The organism is Nitrospirillum guaranorum, from assembly GCF_034653275.1.
Taxonomy (GTDB): domain Bacteria; phylum Pseudomonadota; class Alphaproteobacteria; order Azospirillales; family Azospirillaceae; genus Nitrospirillum.
The window spans coordinates 1,808,428-1,825,365 of record NZ_JAYEES010000003.1; the positions used below are offsets into that span (position 1 = coordinate 1,808,428).

Here is a 16,938-nt window from a genome sequence, read left to right on the forward strand (position 1 = left end):
CGGGCTGCTGCGCCGGGACCACACGGATTCTGGTGGGCAAGGACGGCAAGCCGGTGCCGGGCGCCGGCTTCGACCAGATCATGCTGATCTATCCGCAGGACGGCACCCTGCATGCCGATTACCTGGATGGCCAGCACACCATCCACTACACCAGTGCCCAGGTGGCGGCCGGTGAAAGCGTGGCCTTCCTGGCCGACGCCACGGCCGCCACACCGGGCTTCCGCCTGGGCTACACCAAGGTGGACGCCGGCACCCTGCACGTGAAGTTCGAGATGCTGCCCCCCGGCGCCCCCGGCTACATGACGATGGCCGAGGGCGACGTGAAGCGGCGCAAGTAGGTCTCAGGCCTTTTTCACTTTCTTGGCCGGCGCCTTCGCGGCCGCCTGGGCCGCCTTGTGCACCCAGTCGCGCAAGGCGGCCGCGTCGGCCAGCAGGTCGTCGGGCACCACGACATAGCTCTTGCTCACCGGCTGGTCCGGCCCGTACTGCAGCGGCTTGGCGTCCGGCAAGGATAGAAGCGCCGCCTGGTCCGCCCCCGCCAGCTTCAGCGCCAGCCCGACGTCGGACAGCGAGGCCACCGGCTTGCCCCCGGCATAGGCCAGGATGCCGCCGAACATGGGCTTGTAGGTGAGTTCCAGATCCGGCACCGCCGCGGCCATCGCCGCCTGGAGAGTTTTGGGATCGTGCGCCATGAGGGTCCCTGTCGTTAGGCTGGTAACGGGGAATTTAGCATCCCCGGCGTGACAGATGCTGGCAGGATGAAGGCCCGACATCGGCGCAGGGCGACCCCATGAACTCCCCCCATCTGACCTGGCAATTCTGGGCCGTGCTGTCGGCCCTGTTCGCGGCGCTGACCGCCATCCTGGCCAAGGTGGGGGTGGAGGGGGTGAACTCCGACTTCGCCACGCTGGTCCGGACGGCGGTGATCCTGCTGGTCATCGCGGCCCTGCTGCCCGTCACCGGGCAGTGGCAGCCGCCGGGCAGCGTATCGGCCCGCAGCTATCTGTTCCTGGTGCTGTCCGGTTTGGCCACCGGCGGGTCGTGGCTCTGTTATTTCCGGGCGCTGAAGCTGGGGGAGGCGGCGCGGGTGGCGCCCATCGACAAGATGAGCGTGGTGCTGGTGGCCCTGTTCGGCGCGCTGTTCCTGGGCGAAAGGCTCAGCCTGCCCAACTGGCTGGGCGTGGCCTTCATCGCATTGGGCGCGGTGCTGGTGGCCTTGCGGGGATGAGATGGGTAAGGGTTTCTTAACAGCTTCCACACCATCCTATGGCGATAAAAATGAAGAATTTTCAACGGGGGGTGTTTTGTGGACGGCTTGGACCTGGAACAGTCGAGCGAACAGTTCTTGCAGGCGGCACCCAAGCTGCGCGCCATTTTCCGGGCGCAGAACCAGGCCTGTGCCGGCAGCCTGCACATGGTCGGGCTGGATAGCCTGCGCGAGCGGCTGGGGGACCGCTGGCCGCGGGTGGCGGACCGCGTGCACATGTTGGCGGAACGCCTGTTGGGGCAGTTGCTGACGCCCAGGGACACCTGGTTTCGCCATGGGGAGGAGGGCTACATCGTCGTCTTCGCCCAGCTGGGCCGGCGCGAGGCCGGCCTGGTGTGTGGCAAGGTGGTGGAACAATTGCAGCGCCTGTTGCTGGGGGATGTCGACACGGCCGCCGTGCGCGTGCACTCCGCCGTGCATCAGGTCGGCCGCGAACTGCTGTTCCAAAGCAACACCCTGAACGACATGCTGGCGGGCGCCGCCGCGCAGGCGGCGGAGTCGACGGCGGCCGCGACGGCGGTGGAAACGGGCAAGGCCAGCGCCTGGTGGACCCATGCCGCCTTGCAGGAGCAGCCGGCGCAGGTCGTCTACCGGCCCATCTGGGATGTGCGCAAGGAGGCGCTGTCGATCTACATGGCGCGCATCATGCGGCCGCGCCGGGGGCGGCAGCCCTTGTGGGGTTATGATTGCATCAACGATTCGCGCGACATGCAGCAAATTCTGGCCCTGGATCTGGAGGTGCTGCGCCAGGCCATGGAAGTGTATGGGGAGCTGTATGTGAACCAGTTCCGCTGCTTCCTTTCGGTGCCGGTTCATTTCGAGACGCTGGCCAGCGTGGGACGGCGGCGGGAATACCTGTGCGCCCTTCAGGCCATCCCACGGGAGCTGCTGGCCTTCCTCGCCTTCCATCTGGTGGGCTTGCCCCAGGGCATCCCGTCCAGTCGCGCGGCCGAGATGGTCAGCCTTCTGAAGCAATTCAGCCGGGTGGTCACGGCCGTGGTGGAGAGCGGCTCCCAAGATTTGCCGGCCTTGGCGGCGGCCGGCGTCCACATCGCCATCATATTGCTGCCGCCCGGCGCCTCACCCCGGCATTGGGGAACGGAACTCAAGCGCTTCTCACATGAGGCCACGCGCCTGCGCATGCGCGCGGGCGTCGAAGGCGTGGATACCGCCATAATGGCCTCCTACGCCGATGAGGCCGGCTTCCAATACATGGCCGGCGATTTCATCGGCCCCTGGTCCGAGGTTCCGGAGAACGCCCTGCGGTTCACCCGCTCCGATCTGAAAGCCCGCATGGACGCGAGCCGGGGACCTGAACGTCCACGCGGCTGATCGTTGGCTGGCTGCGGATCATCCCGGCGGCAACCCCTTCTTAACCAGCGGAGGGGCAATCTGAAGTCTTGGGGATGGGGAGTTTTCGGGATTGTCAGTCATGGACGGGTTGGCACAGCGGGAAGAGACGGGCGGGCACTTCACCGAGGCGGCGCCCAAGTTGCGCGCCATTTTCCAGGCTCAGACGCAGGCCGCCGCCGGCAGCCTGCACATGGTGGGACTGGACAGCCTGCGCAGTCGCCTGGGCGCGCGTTGGCCCCGCGTGGCCGACCGGGTGCACATGCTGACGGAGCGCCTGTTGCGGCAGATGCTGAACCCCCGGGACGCCTGGTTCCGCCATGGGGAGGAGGGCTATATCGTCGTCTTCCACCAGTTGGGCCGGATGGAGGCGGGCCTGGTCTGCGCCAAGGTGGTGGAACAGCTGCAGCGCCTGTTGTTGGGCGATGTCGACACCGCCGCCGTGCGCGTCCATTCCGCCGTGCATGAGATGGACGGCGAACTGCTGTTCCAGAGCAACAGCCTGCATGAAATGCTGGCGGGCGCCGCCTCGCAGGCGGGGGCGGCGGTGGCGGCGGAGAGCAGCGCCGACAAGGCCAATCCCTGGTGGGCCCACGCCGCCCCGCAGGAAGAGCCGGTGCAGGTCGTCTATAGGCCCATCTGGGACGTGCGCAAGGAGGTGCTGTCCATCTACCTCGCCCGTGCCATGCGGCCCCGCCGGGGGCGCCTGCCGCTGTGGGGCTATGACTGTGCCGCCGATCCGCAGGACATGCAGCAGATCCTGGGCCTGGACCTGGACGTGCTGCGCCAGACCATGGAGGTCTACGGCGAACTGTACCGCAACCAGTTCCGCTGTTTCCTGTCCGTGCCGGTGCATTTCGAGACGTTGGCCGGCATAGCCCGCCGGCGCGAATACCTGGCGGCCTTGCAGGCCGTTCCGAAGGAATTGGTGGCGTTCCTGGCCTTCCACGTCGTGGGCTTCCCCCAGGGCGTGCCGGTCAGCCGGGCGACCGAGATGGTGGCGTTCCTGAAACAGTTCAGCCGCGTGGTCATCGCCGTGGTGGAAAGCGGCTGCCAGGATCTGCCGGCCTTGGCGGCGGCCGGCGTCTACATCGTCACCATGCTGCTGCCGCCGGGTGCCTCGCCCAAGCGCTGGGGGCCGGAGCTGTCGCGCTTCTCACACGAGGCCTTGCGCCTGCGCGTGCACGCGGGGGTGGAGGGCGTGGACACCAGCCTGATGGCCTCGTACGCCGATGGCGCCGGCTTCCACTACATGGCCGGCGACTTCATCGGCCCCTGGTCCGAAGTGCCGGAGAACGCGCTGCGCTTCACCCACGCCGATCTGCGCGCCCGCATCGTCGCCGACTAATCATCCAGCCCCTTGCCGGCCAGGATCAGGGGGGCGCTTTTCTCGATGCGCGCCATCCGGGTCTTGGCCTGTTTAGCGGATGAGAAGTGCAGCAGGTAGCCGCGCTGCCGGCCGGGCGTCAGGGCGTCGAACGCCGCCTTCAGCGCGGGGTCGCCGTCCAGGCGGCTCTGGAATTCCTCGGGTACGGCGAATTCCCGGGTCGGCTTGAAATCCACCTTCAGGCCGGCCTTCTCCACGGCGATGGCCTCCAGGATGTAGGCCTTCAGCGTTGGCGCCAGCTGGGCGATCTCACCGCTGGTGGTGAAGCGGATCTGGCGGCCGGCCTGCACATTCTCCGTCTGCTGGACCAGGATGCCGTTGGGGTCCTTCATGAGCGCGCCCTTGAAGAACAGCAGGGCGCAATACTCCTTGAAGCCGTGGATCAGGACGACGTTGGCGCCGCCGGAGGTGTAGCACGGATGGCCCCACTTGAAGTCCTCCACCAATGGGCAATCCAGCGCGATGGCCCGCAGCTTGGCGACTTCCTCGCGCCATTTGCCGGCCTTCTCCACATAGGCGTCGACCTTGGAATGGGTCATGCGGTCCTCCCGACCGATTATCTTTAGTTCTTGCTTGTATGGATCAGAGCGTCTGGGACTGGCGTTGGCCCTGGCCATCCTGGATTTGCGCCTGCCGCAGGGCGGGCGGATCCTCCCCCACCTCCTCGACATCCACGCTGACATACAGGGCATGGGTGTCGCCGCCCAGGATGACGCCGCGCAGGGGGCAGACGTCATCGTAATCGCGGCCATAGGCCAGGGTGATGTGGTTGCGGTCGATCAGCACGTCGTTGGTGGGGTCCATGTCGACCCAGCCGGCGTCGGGTCCGCACCACACCTGCGCCCAGGCGTGGCTGGCGTCGGCGCCTTGCAGGCGCGGCTGGCCAGGCGGCGGCAGGGTGCGGAGATAGCCGCTGACATAGCGCGCGGGCAGCCCCAGGGCGCGCAGGGCGCCGATCATGACGTGGGCGAAGTCCTGACAGACGCCGCGCTTGAGCGCCAGCGCCTCCAGCACCGGCGTGGTCACGCTGGTGGCGGTGGCGTCGAAGGTGAAGTCATCGTGGATGCGGCGCGTCAGGTCGCGGGCGCCGGCGCCGACGGGCATGCCGGCCGGAAAGCTGCCGGCGGCGAAGGCGGCCAGGTCCGGGCTGGGCTGGGGCAGGCGGGGGGAGGCCTCGATGAACTCAGCCACCGCCAGCAGGCCGGGCGCCTGGGCCGCGATTTCCTCCCACGCCGGTGTGGCCTCCAGGTCCGGGGCGGGCCGCGGCGTCAGGGTGACGTCCAGTTCCACCGTCATGGACAGGTCCAGGTGGGGCGTGTCGATGGCGACATAGCTGGTGGGATTGCCCAGCCAATCCAGGCGGTCCGCCACCACCGTGGGCTCGGGCTCCACCGTCAGCGCCACCACCCGCGCCCGCTGGCCCGCCAGGTCGCGCGGTCCCAGGTGGGCGATCAGCTGGGAAGAGACGACCTGCACCGTGTAGCTGTACCGCGTGGTGTGGCGGCAGCGGTAGCGGACGGGCGCTAGGCGGGGCTGATCAGGCGGCACGGGCGCGGACATGGCTGAAATAGGCTTGTGACAGCAGGTTGGACATGTCGGGAAGCGCCCAGCCCAGCTGGAACAGGGTGGCGCTCAACAGCCCCATGTCCCGGGTCAGCGCCAGATCCTGCACGCGGTAGCTGGCTTGCGCCACCAGGTCCGCCAGGCGCATCAGCGGATCGGCGCCCCCGGCGGCGCCGAAGGCGGGCAGGGAGGGCAGGCGGGAAACCTGACGACGGATAGTCTCCAGCTGGAACAGCAGAGAATGCGGGTGTTCCGGATCGGTCAGCAGCAGGCTCAGCGCCGCCTCGCGCTGGACCCCCACCGGGAAACGCTCACGATAGGCGGGCCCTGCCTCCGCCAGTTCCAGCAGCACCTCCTGCGTGGCGGCGTCCGGCCGCTCATGGGCGATGCCGCTGGCCTGCAGCCGCTCCACCGCGTCGATGGCGCGCTCCAGCCGGCGGCCCAGCACCAGGAAGCGCCAGCCGGCGCCGCGCGGCATGCTGTCCAGCTCCAGCCCCGTCTGCGCCGCCAGCACCTGGCTGAAGTCGCCCAGCAGCACGGCCAGCGCCGCGCGGTCCGCCTTGGCCAGGCGGGCACCCAGAACGTCCAGGCGACCCAGAATCTGGCGGCTGTCCAGGGGCAGGCGATCGCGCACGCTGCCCATGGCGCGGCGCAGCCGGCCGGTGGTGGCCACCAGGCTGCCCGGGTTGGCGGGATCGACCGCGATCTCCAGCGCCTGGCGCATGCCGCGCACGGCGTCGCTGTCGGGCAGCTGCGCGATTTCTTGCGGGATCAGGGTGGCGCGGCCCATCAGGCGCAACAGGGGCGACAGTTCCTCCCGCGCGGCCGGCCTGCTGTCATCGGACAGGCGCAGGGTGGCGCCGCGCAGCAGGCGCACGGCCGACGCCGCCCGCTCGGCATACCGGCCCACCCAGAACAGGTGGTCGGCCGCGCGGCTGGGAAGGTTGCCGGGCACGGGGCTGGGCTCGCGCGCGCCATCGGGCGGCGCACCGATCAGGCGGCGGATGGTGCCCGGCGGCTCCGCCCCCACGATCCAGAGATCCTTGGAGCCCGCGCCTTCCTGCAGGGACACGGCGGCGTGTCGCGCGTCGGCGCTGATGCGCACCAGGCCACCCGGCATGACCGTCCAGCCGCCGTCGCCGCTGGCGCAGAGGAAGGCGCGCACGACCAGGGGCCGCGGTTCCACCCGTCCGTCCCGCCACAGCGGCGCGGTGGAGGGGGCCACCGGCAGTTGCCCCGCCCAGTCCTGCGGCCGGGCGCGGATGCGCGCGGCCAAGTCCTCGCGCGCGACCTCGTCCAGGTCGGGCCCATTGGCGACGTGGCCGGGCAGGCTGGAAAACGCCGGCCGCATCACCATGCGGTCCAGCTGCGCCAGCAGCGCCTCGCGCTGTTCCGGGTCGCCGCCCCAGCATGTCGGCACGTTGGGCAGCAGCAGCTCCTCGCCCAGCAGGTGCCGGCTCAGCGCCGGCATATGGGACAGCAGCGCCATGCTTTCCGCCATGCCGGACCCCAGGGCGTTGACCACGGCGACGGATCCGGCGCGCACCGCCTGCAACAGGCCGGGCACGCCCAGCGCGCTGTCCACACGCAGTTCCAGCGGGTCGCAGAAGGCGTCGTCCACGCGGTGCAGGATGACATCCACCCGTTCCAGTCCCGCCAGGGTCTTGAGGTACACGGCCTGGTCGCGCACCACCATGTCCGCCCCCTCCGCCAGGGTCATGCGCAGGTGGCGGGCGAGGTAGGCGTGCTCGAAATACGCCTCGTTGAAGGGACCGGGGGTCAGCAGCACGGCGCGGGGATGGCCGTCCACGCCGGAATGCTGGGGGGCCGCGCGGGCGATGGCGGCGCGCAAGGCCTCGAAGAACGGCGATAGCCGCTCCACATGGCAGGCGCGGAAGGGATCGGCCAAGGTCTGGCTCAGCACCGCCCGGTTCTCCAGGGCGTACCCCACGCCCGTCGGCGCCTCCGTCCGGCAGGTCAGCACCCGCCAGCGGCCCTCGCCATCGCGCACCAGGTCGGCGGCGAACAGCGCCAGGCGCCGCCCGCCGGGCACGTCCATGCCCTGGCAGGCGCGCAGGTAGCCGGGGTCGGCATAGAGCAGGCTCGGGGGGACGATGCCGTCGGACAGCAGGGTCTGGGGACCGTAAAAGTCCTCCAGCACCTTTTCGGTCAGGGTGGCCCGTTGCACCAGGCCGGCGCTGATCGCCTGCCATTCCGGGGCCGAGAGCAGCAGGGGCACGGGATCCAGCGGCCAGGGCCGCTCCGTCCCCTGCGGATCACGGTAGGAGTTGAAGGTGACGCCGTTCAGGAACAGCCGCTGGCGCGCCGCCGCCCACCTCGCCGCCATCTGCTCCGGCGTGAAGGGGCCGTGGGCGGCGAAGAAATGCTGCCAATGCGGACGCAAGGTTCCTGTGCCGGTCACCATCTCGTCGAAGACGGGACCGATGCCATAGCCGAGGTCGCCGGCGTCGCTGAACAGCGAAGGCTGCTCGGGCGGCTGTTGGGAAACGGTTTCCGCCAAATCCTGCTCAGCCAAGTCTCAGGTCTAGGGTCATGGGATAGTCCGGGTTCCGTGTTTCCGGCGGGATGGCCATGGGCCCCGGCGTATGCCCGAAGGGATGGAAGCGCGCCAGCCGGCGCCCCTCCGCTTCGTTGGCATTGACCGGGAAGGTGGTGAAGTTGCGCCCTCCTGGATGGGCGACGTGATAGGTGCAACCGCCGACGGACCGTTCCGTCCACAGATCCAAAATATCGAAGACCAGGGGCGTATGCACGGGGATAGTCGGATGCAGGCATCCCGGCGGCTGCCAGGCGCGATACCGCACGGCCGCCACATATTCCCCCTCCGTGCCCGTGGGGTGCAGGGGCAGGCGGCGGCCGTTGCAGGTGACGGCGTACCGGTCGCCCACCATGCCCGTCATGCGGACCTGGATGCGTTCCAGGCTGCTGTCGACATAGCGCACGGTGCCGCCGCCGCCCGGCTCCTCGCCCAGCACGTGCCACGGCTCCAGCGCCGTGCGCAGTTCCAGGGTCAGGCTGCGCTGGCTGACGGCGCCGATCTTGGGGAAGCGGAAGTTCAGGTGCGGGGCGAACCAAGCCTCCTCGAAGGCGTAGCCTGCCTCGCGCAGTTCGGCCACCACGTCCTGGATGTCCTGGGTCACGAACTGCGGCAGCAGGAAGCGGTCGTGCAGCTTGGTGCCCCAGCGCACCAGCCCGGCGCGATAGGGCTCCCGCCAGAACCAGGCGATCAGGGTGCGCAACAGCAACTGCTGCACCAGGCTCATCTGCGCGTGCGGCGGCATTTCGAAGCTGCGCAGTTCCACTAGGCCCAGCCGGCCGGTAGAGCTGTCGGGACTGTACAGCTTGTCGATGCAGAATTCGGAGCGGTGGGTGTTGCCCTGCACATCCACCAGCAGGTGGCGCAGCGCCCGGTCCACCAGCCAGGGCGGCGGGTTGGGGCCGGCGCGGTCCAGCTCCTTGAAGGCGATTTCCAGCTCATACAGGCTTTCGTGCCGCGCTTCGTCCACCCGGGGGTGCTGGCTGGTGGGCCCGATGAACATGGTGCTGAACAGGTAGGACAGGCTGGGGTGGTTCTGGAAATAGCTCAGCAGGGACCGCAGCACGTCCGGCCGGCGCAGGAAGGGGCTGTCCGCCGCCGTCGGGCCGCCCACGACCACATGGTTGCCGCCGCCGGTGCCGACATGGCGGCCGTCCAGCGCGAACTTCTCCGTGCCCAGGCGGGTCTGGCGCGCGTCCTCGTACAGGGTGGTGGTGGTGTAGACCAGGTCCTGCCAGTTGGATGAGGGATGGATGTTCACCTCGATGACGCCCGGGTCCGGCGTCACGGCCATGCTGTTCAGGCGTGGGTCGCGGGGCGGGGGATACCCTTCCAGGACGACGGCCAGGTCCAGGTCGACGCAGGTGGCCTCGATCTGGGTGACCAGCTCGATCCAGTCCTCCAGATAGCTGGTGGGCGGCAGGAAGATGTAAAGGCGGCCATCGCGCGGCTGCACGCACAGGGCCGTGCGCACCAGCCACCAGGCGCTGGCGCCCTTTTCCGGCGCCTGGTCGCGCACATCGGCCATGGCGCGCTGGCGTAGCGGTTCCGTCTGGCCCTTGCGCAGGACCATCTGCCGTTCCAGATCCTCGCGCGAGGGCAGGTCCGGCCGGCTGTCGAAGGGATCCTGTTCGTAGGAATAGACGCGGTCGATGGTGTCGACCCAGGGCAGGGAGCCCAGGGGCAGACGATAGCCGATGGGGCTGTCGCCCGGGGCCAGCAGCAGCCTGTCGCTGCGCGTGGGCCAGGCGCTGGACAGCCAGACGGGGCCGCTGGCCTCATGCCGGCGGCTGATGGGCAGGGCGTAGCCGACGGCGGTGCCCAGGCCGGTGTCAAACACCTTGGCCAGGCGCGCCCGCTCCTCCGCGTTCTCCAGCTTGCTGTCGAACGGGTCGACGTTCACCGGCAGTTCGCGTTCCTTGCGGATGTAATGCCAGGGGTCCTCGAAGGCGCCCCGCGCGTAGTCGGGATCGATGCCCAGCCGTTCCGCCAGGCGGCGGATGAACCGCTCGGACTCAGCCAGGCCATAGCCGTAGTGGCGGCGCTCGTCAGCCAGGTATTCAGCATGGGTCCAGAGCGCGTCGCCGTCGCGGCGCCAGAACAGCTGCAGGGCCCAGCGCGGCAGGCTTTCGCCGGGGTACCACTTGCCCTGGCCGAAATGCAGCAGGCCGCCCTGGGCGTAGCGGGCCTGCAGGCGGCGGATAAGGTCGCCGGACAGCAGGCGCTTGGTGGGGCCCAGCGCCGCCGTGTTCCACTCCGCCCCCTCCATGTCGTCGATGGAGATGAAGGTGGGCTCCCCGCCCATGGTCAGGCGGATGTCGCCGTTAACGATCTCGCGGTCCACCTGCTGGCCCAGCCGGTCGATGGCCCCCCACTGGTCGGGCGTGTAGGGCTTGGTGGTGCGCGGCTGCTCACGGATGCGGGTGACCGACATCGCGTGCTCGAACGTCACCTCGCACATGTCCAGGCCGCCGGTGACCGGGGCGGCGGAGAAGGGGTCGGGTGTGCAGGCCAGCGGGATGTGGCCCTCGCCCGCGAACAGGCCGGAGGTGGGGTCCAGCCCGATCCAGCCGGCGCCGGGCAGGTAGACCTCCGTCCAGGCGTGCAGGTCGGTGAAGTCCGCCGTGGGGCCGTCCGGCCCCTCCAGCGGCTTCTGGTCGGCCACCAGCTGCACCAGATAGCCGGAGGCGAAGCGGGCGGCAAGGCCCAGGTTGCGCAGGATTTGCACCAGCAGCCAGGCGGTGTCGCGGCAGGAGCCGGTGCCCAGCTGCAGCGTTTCCTCCGGCGTCTGCACGCCCGGTTCCAGGCGGATGACGTAGCCGATGCGCTGTTGCAGCTTCAGGTTCAGGTCGGCCAGGAAGGCGACGGTGCCCGTGGGCGTGAGGTCAACATCAGCCAGCAGCGCCTTGACCAGGGGGCCCGGCTCATCCGCCTCCAGGAAGGGCTTGAGGTCCTTGGCCAGCCACGGCTCATAGGTGAAGGGGAATTTCTCCGCCGCCGGCTCCAGGAAGAAGTCGAAGGGGTTGATGACCGCCATGTCGGCCACCAGGTCCACCTCCAGCGTGAATTCCTCCGTCTTTTCGGGGAAGACCAAGCGCGCCAGCCAGTTGGACTGCGGGTCCTGCTGCCAGTTCAGGAAGTGCTGCTTGGGCGTGACCTTCAGCGAATACGACAGGATGGGCGTGCGGCAATGCGGCGCCGGCCGCAGGCGCACCAGCTGGGCCCCCAGATTGATCAGACGGTCGTAGCGGTAGCTGGTCTTGTGATTGATGGCGACGTGGATGCTCATGACTTCCCCTGTTCGCGGAAGCGATGGCGACCCATAGCCCCCGGTGCCCTGACCCGGCCACGGTACCATTAATGCCCGCAGGCGTTAAAGTGCGTTGCAGCATGTTTTTTGGGCAGCGCAAAAAATAGGCAATGCGCTGCCCCCAGGACCGCTTGCCGATCAGGCCCGGCCGCCGATGTCGAACGCGACGGTCGTGCGCGTCTGCGCGCTGTGGAAGGGGATGGTGCCGTGCCACATGTAGCTTGGGAAGAGCACCAGCAGGCCGGGGCGCGGCTGGATGGCCCGTTCCCAGGGCAGGGTGGCGCCGGTCCCCTGGGCGAAGGCGCCGAAGGTGATCCAGCCCTGCTTGCCCTCGGCATCCTTCACCACGTCGGGCATGTCCACGTAATAGCAGCCGCTGATCCAACCCTCGGGATGGATGTGGTTGGTGTGATAGCCCTGGTCGCGCAGCCGGGCGGACCATGATCCCGCCCAGACCAGGGACTGGCCCTTGCGCCGCAGGAAGGGATGGTCGGGATCGTCCGGCAAGCCCGCGATATAGCGATGGGTCGCGGCCAGAATGCTGTCGCGCAGGGCCTGTATGGCGGGGGCCACGCCCACGCGCGTGAACAAATTCTCCCGCGTTTGCGTGCCGTTGCGCAGTGTCTGCTCAATGGGTTCGTGCGTGGCCACGTGCTGGGCGTCCAGCGCCGCCATCAGGTCCGCGTGGAAGGCCGCCAGATCGGCGTAGCCCGTCGGCGGCGGCAGGTCGATGGATTGGATGAAGCGGTCGTAATCGTAAAGGCCCCGCGGATCCGGTTGGCCCAGCAGGCGATAGGCCGTGGCCTGGAAGGCGGCGGCGAACTGGCTGTCCCGTGCCACGGCGTCCAGGCGATGGGCGGCCTCCAGCGCCTCGGCCGGCCGGTTCAGGCGCAACGCGGACTCGGCCACCCGGTGCAGCAGCAGCTGGTCGTCCGGCGTGGTGGCCAGGCCCTGGCGGGCCGCTTCCAGCGCCTCCTCCACCTGTTGCTGGGCCAGCAGCAGCGTGGCGCGCAGACGGGGCAGGACCGGCGCATCCGGCTGCAGGGCGGCGAGGGCGGCGATGTTGGCCTCCGCCTCGTCATGCCGGCCGAACAGGATGTAGGCCTCCGCCGCCATCCCCAGCAATTCGGGGTCGTTGGGCTTGCGTTCCTTGGCCCATTCATAAGAGTTCAGCAGCTGGGTGTGCTGCCCGGTTTCCCACAGCGCCTGGTTCAGGGCGCTCTGGGCGGCGTAGTTGGCCGGGTCCAGCACAACCACCTTCTTGAAGCAGATGATGGCGTCGTCCATCCGGCCCAGGGCCAGGAAGGTGTTGCCCAGGTTCAGCCAGATCTGCCAGCGGTCGGGCGCCCGCTCCGCCGCGCGCTGGAGGTGGGGCAGAGCCTCCTCGAACCGCTGCTGGCGGCGCAGGGCCGTGCCCAGGCTGTTGTTCAGGTAGAAATCGTTGGGCAGCCGGGTCAGACCGGCGCGCAACAGCTCTTCCGCCTGTCGCGGTTCGCCCAGTTGGAGATAGGCTTCCGCCATGCCCACGCGGGCCGGCACGAAATCGGGCTGTAGGTGCAGGGCCCGGCGATACAGGGGCAGGGCCGTTTCCAGCAGCGCGCGGGCGTTGCCGGGCTCCCGGCTCGCCAGCATGGCCAGGCACTCGGCGCGGTTGGTGTAGGCCTCGACGTAGTCGGCCTTGTGCAGGATGGCCTTTTCATAGAAGGGCAGCGCCTCGGCCGGGCGGCCGGTGTCCTTCAGCAGGTTGCCCAGGTTGTAGTTCACATGCGGCTGGCGGCTGTTCACGACGAGCGAGCGGCGCAGCAGCTGTTCCGCCTGGTCCAGCTTGCCGTTGCGCTTGGCGATCAGGCCCATGAGCTGCAGCGCGTCCGGTTCCGAGGCATCCACCGCCAGCACCTGCAACAGGATCTGTTCCGCCTCATGCAACTGGCCCCGCGTCTGGAAGGTCAGGGCCTGCTGGATCAGCGCCTGGATGCGCTGTCGCTGGGGCGCCGAAACGGACGGGGTGACGGGGATGGAGAAGGGGGACTGGCCGTTGGTCATGAGGCGTGCGCCGATGCGTCGTGAACGGGAGTGAGAAACGGCGGGCCCCTGGGTAGGGACCCGCCGCATGTCGAGTTTATACGATAAGCCGTCCCAGGAGTCGGCGATTAGAAATCGGCGGTGATACCCCCCGCGCCGATTAGAAATCGGCGGTGATACCGAGGAAGAAGGTCCGTCCCAGCGTGTCGTAGATGCCGGGGTAGGTGTTGCCGTTGCCGTAGGTGCCCAGCACGCTGACATAGTCGTCGTTGGCGGACTGGATGGGCGGGTCCTTGTCGAACAGGTTGTTGACGCCGAACCGCAGCGTGTAGTGGTCCATCAGGTTGATGGTCCCGGCCAGGTCGAAGTAATTGTAGGCGGAAATCTTGCCGTCGATGTTGTTGTAGATGCCCGAGCCGGCGTTCAGGCTGGGGTCGGTGCTGTTGTTGTCCAGGCTGGTGCCGCCGATGTAGCGCCAGTTGACCGACAGGTCGGCGTTCCACGGCGTGTTCCAGGTGACGCGGAACTGGTGGCGCCAATGGGGCGTGGGCTGGCCGCAGGTGCTGCCGTAGAGGCCGGCGCAGTCATACTTGGCCTCGTGCAACAGCGGCTGGTAGCGGTTGAACTGAGTCCAGGAACCGATGAACTTCAACGTCACGCCGCCCAGATCCTTGATTCCCAGGTCCTCTAGGTCCTGGCGGTAGGTGCCGGAGATGTCGATGCCCGCCTGCTGGCGGTAGCCGGCGTTGATGTCGGTGGTGATGAAATAGCCGTCGGTGGAGTTCAGGCTGCCCGAGGCGCCGCGGTGGATCAGGTCGCAGTAATAGGAATTACCGGTGTTCAGGCATTGCGACATGATTTGCGAGGTCGGCACCGTGCCGATCAGATCTTGGATCTTGATGTTGTAGTAGTCGACCGTGGCCGCGAAGTTGGGCATGAAGGTCGGCGTGAAGACGAAGCCGGCGGTGTAGGTGTCCGCCGTTTCCGGCTTCAGCGCCTTGTTGCCGCCGCTCAGCGTGTTGCAGCCGTCGACGGAGGTGCATTCGGAGATGTTGCCGTACTGGGCCGCCGTGACGCCGGTGCGGCCGCACTGGGCCAGCGACGCCGACGGGTTGGAGCCGGAGCAGGGATCCAGCGCGCCGCCGATGCCCGACGTGTTGGTCTGGAACAGCTCGATGATGTTGGGCGCGCGGACGGCATGGTTGTAGCCGCCGCGGAAGGCGACGTCGCTGATGGGGGCGTAGTTCAGGCTGGCCTTGTAGGTGTTGGCCTTGCCCGCCAGGTTGTAGTCCGACCAGCGATAGCCGGCATCGACGGACAGGTCCTTGATGAAAGGCTGGTCCGACACCAGCGGCAGGCGCAATTCACCGAAGATGTCCTTCACCTCGGTGGCGCCCACGGCCGGCTGGGTGGTGCCGGCGCCGGAGCCAGACAGGTCGCCGGACAGAACGTTCTCGCTGTACTTCAGGTCGATGGCGTCGCGCCGCCACTCGCTGCCCAAGGCGATGGCCACGGCATCCTTGGCGAAGGGGCTTTTCACCCCCCAGGCGCCGAAGTCGCCGGAGACGGTGCCGCTGACGATGTCCTGGGTGGTGCTGCCTTCCTTGAAGCTGGTGGTGTAGACGTAGTTGTAGGCGGCGCTGCTGATCTTCCCCAGCTGGAAGATGTTGATGGGCACGCAGGCGGTGTCGGTGCCGCTGATGACGGATTCGCAGGTGGCGACGCCGTTGACGTTCTTCGCCAGCAGCGCGTTTTGCAGCTTGGCGATGGAAACGTCGTTCTGGTAGGTCTCGTTGTAGATCACCGCTGAATGCTGGGCGTAGACGTCGTAGGACCAGCCGCCGCCCAAATCGCCCCTGGTGCCGATGACATAGCGGTAGTCGGTGTGCCGCAGATCATCATAGCGGGGGGCGTTGTTGTCGGTGAAACGATAGGCGACGTAGCCTTTCCAGGTGGCGCTGGCGCTGCCGGCGTTGGCGCCGCATAGGGTCGTCGCCTCGGATGCCGACATAAGCGGGTTGTCGCAGTTGATGGAATAGGTGGTGCCGCTGAAGAAGCCCGACGGCGCGATCTGCGCCTTGGTGTGGTCGGACATGAACATGAAGTCGGTGTAGACGTCCAACGCCGGACTGATCTCATAGTGCGCGAAGGCGCCGCCCGTGTACCGCTCGTCCTGGCGCTGGATGTAGTTGTAGGGGCCGTAGTTGAAGGCCAGCGCGCTGTTGTACTTCACGAACGACGCGGAGCCGTCGGGGTTCAGCGAATAGCCGGTGCCCGAGCCGTTGGTGCGCAGGCGGGCGTAAGCGCTGTTGGATGAGCCGGAGCAGTAGCGCTGGTTGTCCTGGGTGGCGAGCGCGTCCTCGTTGCTGCTGGTGGTGGCCATGGTGCACGCCGACCAGTCACGGGTCGCCTGCGTCACCGGTTCGGTCCAGCGATAGGTCGCGTAGGCCGTGACATTGCCCTTGTTGTTGGGTGAGTTGACGCCCATGACGAAGGAGCTGTCGCGGACGAATCCGTCAAAGCGGTCCCCGGGGATGGTCACCGGATAGGCGCTTTTCTTCAGGACGCCTTGCGCGTCGCCGTTCTCGTTGCTGTGCTGCGCGGCCGAGAATTGATAGTCGACCTTCACGCCCTCGAAGTCGCGTTTCATCTTGAAATTCACGACGCCGGCCACGGCGTCGGAACCATAGACGGCCGAGGCGCCGCCCGTGACCACGTCCACGCTTTCCACCAGCGCGCCGGGGATGAAATTGACGTCCGCATACGGGTAAGTCGGGTCGCCCAGCGGCATGCGGCGCCCGTCGATCAGCACCAGCGTGCGCGCTTCGCCCAGGTTGCGCAGGTTGATGGTGGCGGTGCCGGTGGCGCCGTTGGACTGGGCGTTGGTCTGAGCCGCCGTGATGCCGGGCAGGTTGTTCAGCATCGTTTCGACGTTGGTCGTGCCCTGCAGCTTCATCTCGATGCTGTCGACCGTCGTCAGCGGACTGTCGCTGGTCAGGTTCGCGGCCTGCTTGATGCGTGAGCCCGTGACGACGATTTCCTGCATGTCGGTGCTGGCGCTGGCCGACTGTTGCGCCGCAGCATCCGTCGCCGCCGCCAAGGCGCCGACAAGCATGGTCGAGGACAGCAGCAATGCGCGCCGCCCGAATTTTGGCATGCCCATGGATTTCCCCGCTGTTCTGGAGATTGTTGATATTGCTGGCCCCAACCAGACAAATCTCTTTTGAAATCGTGTCCCCTTGTGATCGGGGCCAACGGGGAAAGGCTATTTTGGATAATTTATGCCCGTCAATGCTGCGTCGCGAAATTGACGGTTTTGGGAACCGGTTTCATGCCCAAGTGTAACTGCCATGTAACAGTCGTGCGCATCTCTGAAACGATTTAGAAACATAATTACCGGCAATTTTGCCTACATCGAACGGAATAGCCAAAAGCCATACCGAATCGCGTCACTTTCCAACCGGCCTAGGTGATCCGGCGTA

Annotated in this window: 11 protein-coding genes; 4 read left to right on the plus strand and 7 right to left on the minus strand. The window is 67.7% G+C overall.

Annotated elements, in window-relative coordinates; translation table 11 throughout:
* The first annotated feature begins 32 nt into the window (after window positions 1-32).
* The gene (locus tag UAJ10_RS17250) at window positions 33-338 is read left to right on the plus strand and encodes a hypothetical protein (protein ID WP_322916448.1); all 306 of its coding nucleotides are present in this window, start codon (window positions 33-35) and stop codon (window positions 336-338) included.
* Window positions 339-341: 3 nt separating this feature from the next.
* Here UAJ10_RS17250 and UAJ10_RS17255 read toward each other — a convergent pair whose 3' ends face one another.
* The gene (locus tag UAJ10_RS17255; protein WP_322916449.1) at window positions 342-692 is read right to left on the minus strand and encodes a TfoX/Sxy family protein; all 351 of its coding nucleotides are present in this window, start codon (window positions 690-692) and stop codon (window positions 342-344) included.
* A gap of 98 nt (window positions 693-790) precedes the next feature.
* On the opposite strand from UAJ10_RS17255, the gene UAJ10_RS17260 reads away from it, so the two are divergent.
* From UAJ10_RS17260 to UAJ10_RS17270, 3 genes are all read left to right on the plus strand, one after another.
* A complete protein-coding gene (locus tag UAJ10_RS17260) occupies window positions 791-1,228 on the plus strand; it encodes an EamA family transporter (protein ID WP_322916450.1) in 438 nt (145 codons plus the stop codon).
* Between the two features lie 78 nt (window positions 1,229-1,306).
* The gene (locus tag UAJ10_RS17265; RefSeq protein ID WP_322916451.1) at window positions 1,307-2,599 is read left to right on the plus strand and encodes a hypothetical protein; all 1,293 of its coding nucleotides are present in this window, start codon (window positions 1,307-1,309) and stop codon (window positions 2,597-2,599) included.
* Window positions 2,600-2,699: 100 nt separating this feature from the next.
* Window positions 2,700-3,965, plus strand: a complete 1,266-nt coding sequence (locus UAJ10_RS17270) for a hypothetical protein (RefSeq protein WP_322916452.1) — start codon at window positions 2,700-2,702, stop codon at window positions 3,963-3,965.
* Here the strand turns inward: UAJ10_RS17270 and UAJ10_RS17275 are convergent.
* The 6 genes from UAJ10_RS17275 to UAJ10_RS17300 all read right to left on the minus strand — a co-directional run bounded on the left by UAJ10_RS17275 (window position 3,962) and on the right by UAJ10_RS17300 (window position 16,613).
* Window positions 3,962-4,543 (minus strand): YdeI/OmpD-associated family protein, encoded by a 582-nt coding sequence (locus UAJ10_RS17275; protein ID WP_322916453.1) that lies wholly within the window; start codon window positions 4,541-4,543, stop codon window positions 3,962-3,964. The genes UAJ10_RS17270 and UAJ10_RS17275 overlap by 4 nt on opposite strands.
* Before the next feature lie 43 nt (window positions 4,544-4,586).
* Window positions 4,587-5,564: a transglutaminase family protein gene (locus UAJ10_RS17280; protein WP_322916454.1), complete on the minus strand. Its 978-nt coding sequence runs from the start codon at window positions 5,562-5,564 to the stop codon at window positions 4,587-4,589.
* On the minus strand, window positions 5,542-8,103 hold the full coding sequence (locus UAJ10_RS17285; RefSeq protein WP_322916455.1) for a circularly permuted type 2 ATP-grasp protein: 2,562 nt from the start codon (window positions 8,101-8,103) through the stop codon (window positions 5,542-5,544). Before UAJ10_RS17285 ends, UAJ10_RS17280 begins: the two co-directional genes overlap by 23 nt.
* On the minus strand, window positions 8,096-11,413 hold the full coding sequence (locus UAJ10_RS17290) for a transglutaminase family protein (RefSeq protein ID WP_322916456.1): 3,318 nt from the start codon (window positions 11,411-11,413) through the stop codon (window positions 8,096-8,098). The genes UAJ10_RS17285 and UAJ10_RS17290 overlap by 8 nt, the downstream gene beginning before the upstream one ends.
* Before the next feature lie 159 nt (window positions 11,414-11,572).
* A complete protein-coding gene (locus UAJ10_RS17295; RefSeq protein ID WP_322916457.1) occupies window positions 11,573-13,477 on the minus strand; it encodes a tetratricopeptide repeat protein in 1,905 nt (634 codons plus the stop codon).
* 139 nt (window positions 13,478-13,616) lie between these two features.
* Window positions 13,617-16,613, minus strand: coding sequence for a TonB-dependent receptor domain-containing protein (locus UAJ10_RS17300; RefSeq protein WP_322916458.1), 2,997 nt, complete (start codon window positions 16,611-16,613; stop codon window positions 13,617-13,619).
* Window positions 16,614-16,938: the final 325 nt, after the last annotated feature.

What these genes read in the sequence shown, in the direction of transcription:
- UAJ10_RS17300 (WP_322916458.1), bottom strand. Translation starts at nt 16,613, where the DNA reads ATGCCAAAATTCGGGCGGCGCGCATTGCTGCTGTCCTCGACCATGCTT.
- UAJ10_RS17295 (WP_322916457.1), bottom strand. Translation starts at nt 13,477, where the DNA reads ATGACCAACGGCCAGTCCCCCTTCTCCATCCCCGTCACCCCGTCCGTT.
- UAJ10_RS17270 (WP_322916452.1), top strand. Translation starts at nt 2,700, where the DNA reads ATGGACGGGTTGGCACAGCGGGAAGAGACGGGCGGGCACTTCACCGAG.
- UAJ10_RS17260 (WP_322916450.1), top strand. Translation starts at nt 791, where the DNA reads ATGAACTCCCCCCATCTGACCTGGCAATTCTGGGCCGTGCTGTCGGCC.
- UAJ10_RS17255 (WP_322916449.1), bottom strand. Translation starts at nt 692, where the DNA reads ATGGCGCACGATCCCAAAACTCTCCAGGCGGCGATGGCCGCGGCGGTG.
- UAJ10_RS17275 (WP_322916453.1), bottom strand. Translation starts at nt 4,543, where the DNA reads ATGACCCATTCCAAGGTCGACGCCTATGTGGAGAAGGCCGGCAAATGG.
- UAJ10_RS17290 (WP_322916456.1), bottom strand. Translation starts at nt 11,413, where the DNA reads ATGAGCATCCACGTCGCCATCAATCACAAGACCAGCTACCGCTACGAC.
- UAJ10_RS17280 (WP_322916454.1), bottom strand. Translation starts at nt 5,564, where the DNA reads ATGTCCGCGCCCGTGCCGCCTGATCAGCCCCGCCTAGCGCCCGTCCGC.